We start from the raw sequence: 14,684 nt of genomic DNA on the forward strand, positions 1-14,684 counted from the left end.
TTCAGAAAATAACAACGCAATGACAACGCAACTATCTCAGCAATCGTCTGAGCAGAATTCAACCGTGAAAAATGGATGGAAATCTGCTTTTGCTGCATTTTTAGACCGCCGTGCTGCAATCATGCTATTTCTTGGCTTTTCAGCAGGTATTCCGATTCTATTGATTTTTTCGAGTTTATCTCTATGGCTGGGTGAGGCTGGAATTGAAAAAAGTGCTGTCACTTTCTTCAGTTGGGCAGCTTTGGGCTATTCTTTTAAATTTGTGTGGGCGCCATTGATTGATGAATTGCCAGTACCTGTTTTAACAAAAAAATTAGGTCGACGACGGGCTTGGTTGTTGATCGCTCAAATCCTGATTATTTGTGCAATTTGTATCATGGCATTTTCAGATCCAGCATTGGGTCAAAGTTATATCTACCAAATGGCAGTGGGTGCGGTTTTGCTTGGGTTTTCAGCTGCCACGCAAGATATTGTTATTGATGCCTATCGAATCGAGTTGGCTGAAACTGAAATGCAGACGGTACTGGCGTCAACCTATAACGCTGGTTATCGTTTGGGGATGATTGTTGCAGGTGCCGGTGCATTGTTTTTAGCTGCATCTTTAGGAACGGCAAAAGGCAATTATATTTATGAGGCATGGAAATACACATATTTAACCATGGCTGTTGTGATGGTTGTGGGGTTAATTACAACGCTTTTGATCCGTGAACCACAAGTTAACCGTGTCGATAAACACTATAAAAATATTGATTACTATCGTCTGGTTCTTGTATTTGTTTTGGCTGTAGCCAGCTTTGTATGTTTTTATATTTATTCAGATGACTTGATTCAATATCTGCAAACGACTTGGAAAGTAGAAGATAGTTTTCTTAAATTTCTAATGGAAGCTGTGCGATTTTTGGGATCGGGTGCAGGGGCAGTATTTGTTGCTTCTGTATTGATTCGATTGGGTGTCGTCAATCAGCAGATGGCTTATGAAACATGGGTGAATCCGATTGCAGATTTTTTTAAACGTTACGGTTTAAAACTGGCATTGGTTTTACTGCTGCTTATTGGTTTTTATCGAATCTCAGACATCATTGCGGGGGTTATTTCGAATGTTTTTTATCAGGATCTTAATTTTACCAAAGAACAAATTGCTGAAGCCGTTAAAATATATGGTGTGATTTTTAGTTTGTTGGGTGGTTTTCTAGGGGGCTTGCTTGCCCAACGCATGAACATTATGAAATTAATGTTTGTTGGAGCAGTTTTAGCGAGTTCAACCAACTTGATTTTTATTGGTTTGGTGAAGTCTGGAGCACCGATGCAGCCAGTTCAAATCCATGTAGCAGACAAAACCTTTCAAGCCATGCCTGATGAGGTAGGGTACTGGAAAGTCGCGATACCTAGTCAAGATTTGGTACAAGCCAAAACATTACGTATTGATGCGGCTCTGGTAGATCAAGCAGTAGCTCAACAATATACCGTGCCTTATTTAATTGACAACGGCACTGCCCAAATCAAATTATTTCCGGTCACCAGTGATAACAGTTTAACTGTAGCAGAATCCAAGCAGAGTATCGTGATCAAAGGTCAGACGATAGGGGTAAAACTTGCTGATCTTCAAGAGGATAAACCGATTACTTTGAAACTTGATGCTAAAAGCTATCCAGCCAAATTAGACAAAGATGGTCTGTTCAGTGGGACGGTCGATGGAAAAGATTTACAAGCATCAGCATCTAAAACGATCATTGCAGTAGTCAATTATAAAAATCCAAAAATATCTCTTTACACTGATCAACACTATCAGTTGGCTGAGAAAAAAGCAGATATTGATGTAGATATTCAACCAGTACCCGTGGTGAAAGCGGATACCAATAGCTCTGTTGAAATTAAAGGTAAAGTAATTGAGCAATATAGCTCTGGATGGTTGTATTTTGCGATTGTGGTGGACAATTTAGCTTCAGGACTGGCGGGTGCTGCCTTTATTGCATTCCTGTCGAGTTTGACGAGTGTATCATTCACTGCTGTTCAATATGCAATTTTTAGTTCGTTAATGACCTTAACCCCCAAAATACTCGGCGGATATTCAGGCACCATTGTGACCAATATTGGCTATCCAAAATTTTTCTTAATGACCACGTTAATTGGTATCCCAATTCTATTTTTAGTGTTGTGGGTGGCGAAGTTATTACGTGAACATCAATTAAGAGAGACGCAAGATTAGAACCATTTATTTTTCATTTTTTAATTTGATGAATGGTTTTTGAGACAGACCTATTTTATCGTGAAGATAGAATAGGTTTTTTTTGAATTCCCGGTCAAAGATGAAAGCTAATTTGAAGTTAAGCGTAGCAATAGGGATCAACTTTATAGCACTTCATTTGAGACAGCAGTAAGAAAACCTCAGTTTGTGATCAAACTTCATTCATCTGATAGGTGCTTCAATCCTGCCAAATAGGGAAAAATTGAAATATTGAACAGTATTGCCTATATTGACAGACAATATCTGATTTAACAGGACAATCAATCATGCGCATGCTACATACCATGTTACGTGTAGGCAATCTAGAACAGTCTTTGGCGTTCTATACTGAAGTTCTCGGTATGACCTTACTTCGTAAACGAGACTATGAGGAAGGGCGCTTTACTCTTGCTTTTGTGGGGTATGGTGATGAAGAGCATAACACTGTATTAGAACTCACCCATAACTGGGATACGGCAAGTTATGAGTTGGGGAATGCTTATGGACATATTGCGATTGGTGTAGAGGATGCTTATAAAGCTTGTGAAGAGATCAAAGCCCGTGGCGGTAATGTAGTACGTGAGGCAGGACCAATGAAAGGTGGAGTAACTGTAATTGCCTTTGTTGAAGATCCAGACGGCTACAAAATAGAATTAATCCAGCAAGATCAAGATGCAAGAAATAACTAATCACTTAAGAGTAACTTAAATTAAGTTGATATGTGTCGTAAATAAATAGTGAACATTTCGTCAAATTAGTAGCATTATTTACAGAGCTCAGTAAGATTGAATTTTACCCATAGGTAAAATTAAACTACTGGGCTTTTTCATATTTAAAATACAGGAAGTTGCTTATGAAAATGTTGAAATTATTGGCATTGGATCGATTTACGATATTGTTAATCGCGATGGTGGTTTTAGCTTCCTTTTTACCCATTTCAGGTCAAGCAGCTGCTATTTTTGGTAAAATTACCACAATCGCGATAGCCATTTTATTTTTTTTACATGGGGCAAAACTCTCGCGAGAAGCTGTGATCGAAGGTATTCTGCACTGGAAATTACATGCATTGGTCTTTGCGATCACCTTTATTGTATTTCCTGTATTGGGATTGATGGCTAAACCCGTGCTTGAGCCTTTATTGGGTCAACAATTGTATTGGGGCTTTCTGTTCATGTGCTTTTTACCATCAACGGTGCAATCATCCATTGCATTTACTTCAGTGGCGAAAGGTAATGTGGCGGCAGCCGTATGCAGTGCATCATTTTCCAATTTAATCGGGATGTTTATTACTCCAATTTTAGTCAGCTTGTTTATATTTGGACAATCGAAGCACAATTACGATCCAACTTCATCGATCATTGAAATTACCTTATTGCTGTTGGTGCCTTTTATTCTTGGACAGGTTTTGCGCCCTTATGTATTTCCTTTAATGCAAAAAATGCCAAAAATCGTCAAAGTTTTTGACCAAGGTTCTATTTTAATGGTGGTATATGGCGCATTTAGTGGGGCAGTGGTTGCGGGACTGTGGCATCAGGTGAGTTTAACCACATTAATCTATTTGGTATTGGCTTGCTCGGTTTTACTGACTGCGATTATGCTGTTGGCTTTATATATTCCCAAATGGCTGGGCTTTAGTCAGGCAGATCAAATTTCCATTTTCTTCTGTGGTTCAAAGAAGACACTCGCCAGTGGTGTGCCTATGGCACAAATTTTATTTATTGGGCAACCCTTAGGTATGATTGTATTGCCGATCATGATCTTCCATCAGATTCAGTTAATGGTGTGTGGGGTCATTGCAAATTATTGGTCTAAACAACAGCATTCAAGTGAGTAAATTTGATCAATTTGTTGAAAATAGATCGCAATCAAAATATTTATCGCGTATAATCTTGCCCACTTGTTGTGCTTAGCTCTGACACTTATAGTCTCGGTGGGCCAAAAGAAATGGTCTGTTGTGGTGTTAACCTGCTGAAGATATTCAGCCTTCCTCAAAGTTTCTGATGAGATGTTTGAGAGTGGTTAATTGCGACGACAGCTAAACCTTTCTTAACTTAGGAGAATCGACCATGCGTGCCGATATTCACCCAAAATATGAAAAATTAGTTGCTACTTGTTCATGTGGTAACGTTATCGAAACTCGTTCTGCTTTAGGTAAAGAAACGATTTACCTAGACGTATGTTCAGCTTGCCACCCATTCTATACTGGTAAACAAAAGAATGTGGATACTGGCGGTCGTATCGATAAGTTCAAACAACGTTTTGCTGGTATGTCACGTTCTGTTAAGCGTTAATACGACAAAACATAAAAAACGGGCTTTTGCCCGTTTTTTTGTATCTGTGATCAATGAAAGATTGATTTATAAAAGATTGAGTATTTGACCCCCATACTCAATCTTAAATAAGCGTTATTTATTGATCTTGAACATCAGTTAAATGGTCCAGTTTCTTCTGGAAATATTCACCCTGTAAGAACCGAACATCTACATTCCATGCATTTGCAAATAAGCTCATATCATTGAGATTTTTAAGCAGCATTTCAACAGGTTTGATGGTTTGATACTTTTCAAGAGTCTGTTGGAATTGGCTCATGGTTGCATCACTATTCAGCTTCTGTGTAAATTTTTCGTCAAGTGTTAATAAACTGACATCCAGCTGTTTCAATATCGTTTCGCTAGAAATGCTTGAGCCAAAGCGGCGAATTGAAATCTCAGCACCGTGGTCACGTAGAATTGCAAATTGCTTTTGTGTTTCGAGAATGCTTTTGGCGATATCTTCTTCATCAAACTGTAGAATCAGTGGATGCGATTGACGGCTGCCGACAATAGTCAGAAGTTTAGAAATGAGTTCTGGAAATTGCTTATCGTGGAATAAAACATGTCGATTCAAATTAACAATTAATTTTGCTTGTGGATATTGTGTAATAAAGTTATGAAGTTGTTTGCATGCTTCAACTAAAATCCAGCGATCAAGTTTAATTGACAGTTCAATATCATCATCGAGTTCAATTAAATTGCTGACTTTTTTCCATTGATTTTCAAAAATAAAACCACTGGTGACTTCATAAGTATTTAGACTGCTGTCATGTTTGTCATAAAGCTGCTGATACTTGAGCTGAATTTCACCTTTCTCCAGAGATTGCATGATCTGTTCTAGGATCGGTGCATTTTTGAAAATTGGTTTGGCTTGTATATCTTGTGCAGCAGATTCATGAGGTGTTGGTTCAGGATCTGGCTGTGATTTTGGCTCTAATTGAAGTGAATTGCGTTCAAATTGAAGTGGCTTTGCAGAATTTGAAGCAGGTTCAACCAAAGACAATTCAATTTTAGTATCTTGTAATGTTGCTGTTAATTGTTGCTCAGAAACAGAGTCTTTTTTGCTTAGGCGATGATCATAGGCTTGTTCTAAAACATGATTAAAATTGCTTTCATTAAAGCTGTTTTGCTGAATGTCGGTATAACCGATCTTCACACTTAATGGATAGGTTGTTCCATCGATTTCAAGCAATTGCGGTTTTTCTAAAGCTTGTAAACCATGGATCCGGGACTCTAAAATGGCATCTGATTCTGCTTGTAAAATCACTGCATATAATAACTTATCAATTTGATAGACTGTGGTATTGGTCTGTTCTTTGATAAAACTCTTAAAGCCATCTAAATACTGAATCGCAGTTTTCCAGTTGGATAGTAAAATATTATCTGGACAAGCTGCAAAACTGAATAATACGAGAGCGTTAGCGTTGGCGGGTTGATTAATCAGGGCATATTGGATCTGTTGCAAGCTGCTGACTACAGGGCTAACAGTTTTCTTGCCTGATTCGGTGGAGTGAGAAGATGCTTTTTGTGAGACGGAATGGGTTTCAATGGTAATTTGAATACAATCTTCTTCATTGGAAGGAAGAAATTCAATTTTTAAAGGATTTTCGGATTTGGCATTTTTGTTGAGTGTATCGATCTCAAAACGGGCTAAATCAAATTGACCTTGGGAAATCTTTTTAAAACGTTGTTTGAAGTCATTGATATTTTTAGGTTGTAAAATATCCAGTAAAGGTAAACCAATAATTTCATTCTCATCTTTTAGACCAAATAATTTTAGATATTCATCATTGGCTTGAGTGTGAATACCTTCTTGAATCAAAGCAACAGCTTTGTGTTGTTCTTCGACCAGAGCTTGTGCCTGATTTTTTGCACTTTCAAGCTCTGTTAATAAATGTTGCTTGCTTTGCAAAGTGCGACTATAAGAGAGGGCTCTAATTAAACTGATATAAAAACGTTCAGTATATTCGAGGTTTACAACATCATAGATGCCTTTTTGTATATAGGATTGATATTGGCTATATTGGTAATCTTCTGGTTTTAGTAACAGGACAGGGATGTCAATTTCAGCTGAAGCTTGAATGAGAGTGACAGCTTGCTCAATCTTAATATCATAAGCGCGCCCAAAAATAATTAAATCCCACGATGTATTGAGCTGTTTTTCAAAAGTTTTTAACTCATCAAGTAAAATCGCCTGTACTTGATGATTTTTGCTTTGAAAAAGACTGATAATTTCATTATAGCGAATTTGATTGTCATCAATAATAAGTAATCGAGTTTCCGAGAGTTTTAATTTTTTCGATAATAATAAATTTCTCACTTTAAAGCTTCCCATACATCTTGATTATTCAAATTGGTTGATTGGAGTTGAATGAATTGTTCAATGCGATGATTTTCTTCATCATTGATCAACTCAAATTCAAACTGGACAAAACTTTGAGTAATTAACAACGTTTTAGTTAAATACACCTTAATTTCGTCAGTATCTAAACGAAGATAAATTGCTTGCTGTTCTTTAAAAAAAGGCAAGTTTGGCAAAATAATTGAAGTATTTGATTCATTTAGGTTTGGTACCTGCACCATGAGACATGGGTGATAGTTAATCGTTGAACGATCAGCAGGAACCTTGACTGCACAAGGGTAGATGTCCTGTGCTAAGACCTCTAAACCGACTTCATAGGTTTTCTGGATCGATTGCTTAATCCAGCGAATGATTGCACCTTTCCATTTATTGTTCAGGCTTTCATTGATCAAGATAAATTCCCCGGTTCTTAGATTTCGAGGCGCTTCATTTGACCAACGAATACGATAACCGTTGACACTAATATCGAGTACTTGTGCTTGATAAATCTGTTTGGCTTCACGGTCCAAGCTTTTGATCTGGCTTAAATTAGATGCTGTGTTGGAACCCGTTGAAATAGAAGAGTGAATATTTGATTCTGATTGAAAAGCATAATTACTGTTGAGGTTGAGGGTTTCATAGAAATTTTTAGCTTTAGAGAGATAAAAATGTGCTGTTTGTAAACTAAAACAGATTTGTAGTTGTGCCGAATATTCATAACGTTCATGGCGACGTTCAATGGTGGTTCCCAATACATTCTGTACATGAAACTTTAATGCAGCAGATAAATAAATTTGCTCATTTTTTGATAAATATTCAGTTTCTTTGTGAATGGTTAAATTGATATGTTCAAGTAAATTTTGAGTGGAAATATATAATGATGTATGAAAGTTTGCATGTTGCTTGCGGTTATAGATTGGCGGTATATCTTTAGAACCATCGACAATATAGCGCGAAAGACTGGTTTCTCTCGGTAAGATTTGAACCAATTTTACCCAGTCAAAAGTACATTGGTACAAAGCCTGTGTTTCAGATGGGCGAATTTGATGCGTATTGAAAATATCCAATAATAAAACTTGTGCATAGGCTTGCTGGATATTATGAATAGTAAAATGCGTACCTTGTAGCTGATTGATATTTATGTTGAATTCTTGGTTTTTTACAGCAAGCTCATATAAATGGTGTGTAGTAAGCCATTGATGGGTCAAAGGACCGCTATAGATCATTTGTTGCTGAACAAGCAACAAACCCAATTGTTCTAAGGCATAAAAAGTTGCCAGCGTTCGAGCGGTCTGCAAATTTCTCTTTTGTTTAAAATTGAAAAATGAGAATTTACTTGAAGTTAATGTTTGATGGCTTCTTTGTACAATATTGATGTAAACATTCGCAAAATAGGTACGAATTCTAGAAGATAAATCAATGATATGCTCTATTCGATCTGTTTGAGACAGCCCTTGATTCAAAATGCTTTTTTCTAGACTGGATAAAATACTTTCCGTAATCGGGTGTAACACCTGAATAAGGTCAAAACGCAGCATTTCACTACAGTTTAGCTCTGCAATTTCACAAATAGCGTTTAAAACAGACTCGGAAGTGTCACCCAATTGCATGATTGAGAGCGTAGCAACCCATGCACCCACAGACTCTACAGAAGGATCTGCAAAACTTAAACTTTCTCGTTGTAGAACCGTGATATTTTGAAAAATTTCAGAAATTTCTTTATTTATCATGAGCGTTTCAACTCTTAAAAGGTTGTGACTCCAAACAGCGGTGTTTTATTATTTTCTCCCGCAACTTCTCGAACCAGTTTTGGGACTAGGTATCCAGGTAAGCTGGCTAATACATCCTTGTAGATTTGATCAATTTTTTCTGCCCCTAAATCAAAATGATACGCACCTTTTACCTTATCCAGAACGTGTAGATAGTAAGGTAAAACTTGTGCTTCAAAAAGTCGTTGACTTAAATCAACCAGTGTTTGTGCAGAATCATTCACACCTTTGAGTAAAACGGCTTGATTCAACACAAGAATATTTTGTTTTGCCAAGTGAGCGAGTTTTGAACAGGTCAAATTATCGAGTTCAGCTGGATGATTTGAGTGTACCACTAGAATCACACGTAGCCTACTGTTTTTCAATAAAGAAACCAGTTCTTCATCGATTCTTTCAGGAATAACAATAGGAACTCGTGAATGAATTCTCAGGATTTTAATTTGACTGAGAGATGCTAGACGTTCTAACCATATCGCCAGTTTACGATTTGATAACGTAAGTGGATCTCCTCCACTTAGAATCACTTCATTGATTTCAGGATGCTGCTCCAAATAGCTTTTAATATTCAGCCAATCTTCATTTTTAGGTAGATTTTCTTGATATGGAAAATGTCTACGGAAGCAATAACGGCAGTGAACAGCACAAGCACCTGTCAATGTTAATAAAAAGCGTGATTTATATTTATGCAAAACCCCTGGAATTTGATTGGCCTGTTCCTCGCCCAATGGGTCCGTCACAAAACCTTCATGTTCTTCAAGTTCTAGATGATGGGGGAGGACCTGTAAAAGAAGGGGATCTAGTGGATTGCCTTTTTCCATTTTGGCAACAAATGCTCGTGGAACACGCAATTTAAATTGAGCAGTCGCAAGAATTGCACCAGACAATAATTGTTGTTTCGACAAACTGAGAAGTTCGAGTAATTCTAGTGGATCAGTCACTAAATCACTAAGTTGAGATTGCCAATTTTGCTCTTGATATAAATAATTTAACATGCCACGTGCGATAAATAGTCAATGGGGAGAGAATGGTTTAAATGCCTGTTCAGCTTAAATCTGTCTGATGGGACATTGAAACACGGAGAACTATAGTCAAATCCATACAGCCGATTCATTACAATGCACTGAAAGGAGATTCAATCAGTACAAAAAATCAATCAAACGGAGATTTTAACCTCAATCTGACAGAACATGGGTAATTTTTCATTGCTTCACGATGTATTGCTCATTTAGAATACGAAAAATGTATAATACATTCTTTATTGTTGAGAATGATCATTCTGGGTTTGTTGGCAATTCAGCGACTTTGAAGCGTAAATAGACCCGATTACAAATCAGGTGATTTGTTGATCGCATTACATTAGAGATTTAAATTAGTAAGTTTGGAGTGTGCCTTTCATGGCCTATTATTCTACAAATGATTTCAAAGCTGGCCTAAAGGTTATGCTTGATGGTAACCCATGTTCTATCATGGAAAACGAATATGTAAAACCAGGTAAAGGTCAAGCGTTCAACCGTGTAAAATTACGTAACCTTAAATCTGGTAAAGTATTAGAAAAAACTTTCAAATCAGGTGATTCATTAGAAGCAGCCGACATTGTTGAAGTTGAAATGGATTACCTTTACAACGATGGTGAAATGTGGAACTTCATGGATCCTGTATCTTTCGAGCAAATTGCTGCTGATAAAGTTGCGATGGGCGATGCTGCGAAATGGTTAAAAGACGATTCAAATGAAAAATGTACGATTATGCTGTTTAATGGTGTGCCATTAACAGTCAGCCCACCTAACTTTGTGGTGTTAAAAATCGTTGAAACTGATCCAGGTGTACGTGGTGACACTTCTGGCGGTGGCGGTAAACCAGCGAAGCTTGAAACTGGTGCTGTAGTACGTGTGCCATTATTCGTACAGCAAGAGGAAAGCGTTCGTGTAGATACCCGTACTGGTGATTACTTAGAACGTGCTTGATCATTTTTGAATAATGATGATGCGAGGGATGATGAAAATCATCCCTTTTTTTGTTTTAAATTTGAATGGAGTTAAGGGTGCTGGCAGTTGAAACCCATGGATGGATTTTCGACTAAAGTCGTAGAACGACAGTGGATAATTAATAGTAGAGTTAAATCGTCGGAATATGACAAGAATGATAAAAATAACATTGTAATGGTTTAAGTCATTGTGATGTCATGCTAATAGTACATATTCAAACCAGTTTTACATCCAAAGTCTTAGATGAAAACAAAAAAATGAGGAGTAGAGTCACCAGGGAAAGAGTCACACGGAAATGCATTACGCTTTATAAAAACAATGGAACTGCTTTTTGTAATCAAGATGTGAGGTTTTAATGGAAAATATTCAGACAAAGTCATCACCCTTATCAAAATTGGTCTGGGTGATTGTCGCCATAATTGGTGCAGTATCTTTTGGAATACTTGCAGTCAGTAAAGGTGAGCATGTCAATGCCGTTTGGTTAGTGCTTGCTGCGGTGTGTGTATATAGCATTGCATATCGTTTTTATAGTTTATTTATCGCCAATAAAGTTTTTGAGCTCAATCCAAGACGTTTAACACCTGCACATCGTTTAGCTGATGGTCTGGATTATGTGCCAACCAATAAATATGTGCTTTTTGGTCATCACTTTGCGGCAATTGCAGGTGCAGGTCCGTTGGTTGGACCTATTCTTGCAGCTCAAATGGGTTATCTACCGGGAACAATTTGGCTTTTGGTCGGAGTGGTCTTGGCGGGTGCTGTTCAGGATTTCTTGGTGCTCTTTATCTCCACACGTCGCGATGGACGTTCATTGGGGGAAATGGCAAAACAAGAACTCGGCTCATTCGCTGGTGTAGTGGTGATGCTTGGCGCATTGGGTGTGATGATCATTATCCTTGCCGTACTGGCGTTGGTGGTGGTTAAAGCCCTTGCACATAGTCCGTGGGGCGTATTCAGTATTGCAGCAACCATACCGATTGCTTTGTTCATGGGGGTGTATATGCGTTATATCCGCCCTGGACGAATTGCAGAAGTGTCAATCATTGGTTTTGTTTTGATGATGGCTGCAATCGTGTATGGTGGCAATGTTGCTGCTGATCCCTATTGGGGACCTTTCTTTACTTTAACAGGGACTCAACTGACTTGGGCACTGATCATCTACGGATTTGTAGCTTCTGTCTTGCCTGTTTGGTTGCTGTTGGCGCCGCGTGATTACTTGTCAACATTTTTAAAAATCGGCGTAATTGCAGGTTTGGCTGTGGGTATCATCGTTGCCATGCCAATGCTAAAAATGCCTTCTGTGACGCATTTTGTTGATGGTACCGGTCCTGTTTTTGCTGGGTCAATGTTTCCATTCTTATTTATTACCATTGCTTGCGGTGCGATTTCAGGCTTCCATGCCTTAGTGTCTTCCGGGACTACACCAAAACTGGTGGATAACGAAGTCAATATTCGTGTAATCGGTTATGGTGGTATGTTAATGGAATCATTTGTCGCGATTATGGCAATGATTTGTGCGACTGTGCTTGAGCCAGGTGTTTATTTTGCAATTAATGCACCAGCAGCAGTTTTAGGCACCACCGTAGAGAGTGCTGCTGAAGCGGTACGTAATCTGGGTTTTGTAGTCACACCTGAGACATTGAGCTTGCTTGCAAAAGAAGTGGGGGAAAGTACCATTCTTTCACGTACAGGTGGCGCACCAACATTTGCAATCGGTATGGCACATATCATCACTGATATTTTTAATAATCGTTCGATGATGGCGTTTTGGTATCACTTTGCGATTTTATTTGAAGCATTGTTTATTTTGACTGCGGTTGATGCCGGTACACGTGCATGCCGTTTTATGGTTCAGGATACTGTAGGGATCGTGGTTCCCGCACTTAAAAATTCACACAACTTCATTGGAAACATGATTGGTACAGCTGTGGCGGTTGCAGGCTGGGGCTTCTTTGTTTATCAAGGTGTTGTTGATCCTCTCGGTGGTATTAATAGTTTATGGCCTTTATTTGGTATTGGTAACCAAATGCTTGCTGCTATGGCACTTATTTTAGGAACAGTGATTCTGTTTAAAATGAAGAAAGAAAAGTATGTATGGGTTACGATTGTGCCTACGATTTTCTTATTCATTACCTGTATGACAGCGGGTTGGCAAAAAATCTTCCATTCCAATCCTAAGATCGGTTTTTTGGCACAAGCTGATAAGTTCTCCGCAGCGATTGCTCAAGGTGAGATTTTAAAACCAGCGAAAACGCTTGAAGAGATGCAAACCATTGTGCTATCGAATCAGATCAATGCGGCATTGTGTGCATTCTTTATGATCGTTGCAGTGGTCATGTTGGTGGCTGCTATCGGGGTGATTCGCCGTGCATTGGCAAGTCATACACCAACAGTGAATGAAGCACCGGCAGTATATGCAGACCCTGAAGAAACTGTCGTATCGTCTGCAAAGCATTAATTGACTTATAAGTGAGGTGAGTAAGATGAATCTTAAATTCGCCAAAGGTGGTAAGACGGTGATTTATAAAATCATCAAAATGACCATCATGTCGCAAAAGGATCTAATTTTTAATCCTAAGAATTGGTCAAGAATTGCAACATTGTGGACACGCTTACAGCAGAGTTTTCGCTTGATGGTCGGTGTACCTGATTATCAAAACTATCTGGAACATATGAAAAAGCATCATCCTGACATGGATGCAATGGATGAGAAAACTTTTCATCGTTACTGTGTTGATGCTCGTTATCCAACTGCTGGCGGGACCCTGAAAAAGTGTCCATGTTGATTTGAGAAATGCAATAAAAAGCGGTACTGCGGTACCGCTTTTTATTGGGCAGTGTTTTTTATTGGATGATTTTAAGCCAGCTCATGACCGCATGGCATTATTACAAGTTGCCACGAAATAAATATGATGAATTGTCGGATAGCTGACAAGTCATTTCACTTGTCTCAGATAAGCTACTGAAGCAGATAAAATAACAGAATTAGATTTGCTAAAGGGACGTTAAGATGAAAATCTGTATCTATGGTGCTGGAAGTATTGGGTGTTATATTGGGGGACGATTGGCTGCTTCAGGCGCAGATGTAACATTTGTAACCCGTCCAGACACATATCGTGAATTATCCAAATCTGGTTTGAAACTTACGGATTATTTAGGAAATAACTTATCTATACCTGCACATGAATTAAAACTATCACTTGATCCAAATGTGATTTTAGATGTTGATATTGTTTTTGTCTGTGTTAAGTCAACAGCAACTGAGCAAGTTGCTGAAACGCTTCAGAACATACTTGCTGACAGTAACTCCAAACTAAAGTATACCCCTTATATCATTAGTTTCCAAAATGGATTGAGTAATGTGGCGTTGCTTAAACGGTTTTTACCAGATTTGAGAATTCTAGAGGGGATGATTCCTTTTAATGTGGTTGCCTTGGGAACAGGGTATTTTCATCAAGGTACATCAGGTGAGATACATGTTAAAAAATTTTTACATCAACAAGATTTAGCCCAACTTTTTCAAAGAGCTCAGCTAGATATTGTATTTGATCAGGACATGCTTGCTGTACAATGGGCCAAAGTTTTACTTAACTTAAATAATTCAATTAATGCCTTATCGAAGTTACCTTTAAAAGCACAATTGTTGAATTATCAATATCGTCAATGTCTTGCGATGGCACAACAGGAAACCCTTGATTTATTGGATCTGGCACAGATCAAACCAGCAAATTTGACTGTGGTTTCTGCGCATTTTCTTCCCAAAATCATCAGTCTGCCCAATGTTTTATTTAAAATATTGAGTCGTAAAATGTTAAAAATTGACCCATTGGCTCGTTCATCTATGCAAGATGATTTAATTGCGGGTCGACCTACAGAAGTTGATTGGATCAATGGGGAGGTGGTGAGATTAGCGCATCAACTCAATACTCAGGTACCCATAAACCAGTTATTGATTCGATTGATTAAGCAAGCAGAGATTTCGGATATTGAATTTTCAATTGGTGCAGATGAGTTAAAAGCCAGACTGAATAGCGTGAAAAAATAGTGACCTAA

At 38.2% G+C, this 14,684-nt stretch carries 11 protein-coding genes; 8 read left to right on the forward strand and 3 right to left on the reverse strand.

The window, feature by feature from the left end; all coding sequences use genetic code 11:
- Positions 1-19 precede the first annotated feature (19 nt).
- The 4 genes from IMO47_RS09250 (at position 20) to rpmE (ending at position 4,515) form a co-directional block, all read left to right on the forward strand.
- A complete protein-coding gene (locus tag IMO47_RS09250) occupies positions 20-2,206 on the forward strand; it encodes an MFS transporter (protein ID WP_196077319.1) in 2,187 nt (728 codons plus the stop codon).
- A 305-nt stretch (positions 2,207-2,511) separates the two neighbouring features.
- A complete protein-coding gene (gene gloA / locus IMO47_RS09255) occupies positions 2,512-2,913 on the forward strand; it encodes a lactoylglutathione lyase (protein WP_196077318.1) in 402 nt (133 codons plus the stop codon).
- A 164-nt stretch (positions 2,914-3,077) separates the two neighbouring features.
- Positions 3,078-4,058, forward strand: a complete 981-nt coding sequence (locus tag IMO47_RS09260; protein ID WP_196077317.1) for a bile acid:sodium symporter family protein — start codon at positions 3,078-3,080, stop codon at positions 4,056-4,058.
- A gap of 232 nt (positions 4,059-4,290) precedes the next feature.
- Positions 4,291-4,515, forward strand: a complete 225-nt coding sequence (gene rpmE, locus IMO47_RS09265) for a 50S ribosomal protein L31 (RefSeq protein ID WP_004831212.1) — start codon at positions 4,291-4,293, stop codon at positions 4,513-4,515.
- A 118-nt stretch (positions 4,516-4,633) separates the two neighbouring features.
- Here rpmE and IMO47_RS09270 read toward each other — a convergent pair whose 3' ends face one another.
- The 3 genes from IMO47_RS09270 to epmB are packed head-to-tail and all read right to left on the reverse strand — an operon-like array spanning position 4,634 to position 9,638.
- A complete protein-coding gene (locus IMO47_RS09270) occupies positions 4,634-6,871 on the reverse strand; it encodes an EAL domain-containing protein (RefSeq protein ID WP_196077316.1) in 2,238 nt (745 codons plus the stop codon).
- A complete protein-coding gene (locus IMO47_RS09275) occupies positions 6,853-8,607 on the reverse strand; it encodes a GTPase (RefSeq protein ID WP_196077315.1) in 1,755 nt (584 codons plus the stop codon). Before IMO47_RS09275 ends, IMO47_RS09270 begins: the two co-directional genes overlap by 19 nt.
- Before the next feature lie 14 nt (positions 8,608-8,621).
- The gene (gene epmB, locus IMO47_RS09280; protein ID WP_196077314.1) at positions 8,622-9,638 is read right to left on the reverse strand and encodes an EF-P beta-lysylation protein EpmB; all 1,017 of its coding nucleotides are present in this window, start codon (positions 9,636-9,638) and stop codon (positions 8,622-8,624) included.
- Between the two features lie 402 nt (positions 9,639-10,040).
- Between epmB and efp the strand changes: the two genes are divergently transcribed.
- From efp to IMO47_RS09300, 4 genes are all read left to right on the forward strand, one after another.
- Positions 10,041-10,610, forward strand: a complete 570-nt coding sequence (gene efp, locus IMO47_RS09285) for an elongation factor P (protein ID WP_004831207.1) — start codon at positions 10,041-10,043, stop codon at positions 10,608-10,610.
- 376 nt (positions 10,611-10,986) lie between these two features.
- A complete protein-coding gene (locus IMO47_RS09290) occupies positions 10,987-13,089 on the forward strand; it encodes a carbon starvation CstA family protein (protein WP_196077313.1) in 2,103 nt (700 codons plus the stop codon).
- Positions 13,090-13,114: 25 nt separating this feature from the next.
- Entirely contained in the window at positions 13,115-13,417 is a 303-nt protein-coding gene (locus IMO47_RS09295) for a YbdD/YjiX family protein (RefSeq protein ID WP_057063749.1), read from the forward strand.
- A 224-nt stretch (positions 13,418-13,641) separates the two neighbouring features.
- Positions 13,642-14,676, forward strand: a complete 1,035-nt coding sequence (locus tag IMO47_RS09300; RefSeq protein WP_196077312.1) for a 2-dehydropantoate 2-reductase — start codon at positions 13,642-13,644, stop codon at positions 14,674-14,676.
- Positions 14,677-14,684 lie beyond the last annotated feature (8 nt).

The sequence above is a fragment of the Acinetobacter sp. Res13-Abat-PEC15-P4-01 genome (genome assembly GCF_015676285.1).
GTDB lineage: Bacteria > Pseudomonadota > Gammaproteobacteria > Pseudomonadales > Moraxellaceae > Acinetobacter > Acinetobacter nematophilus.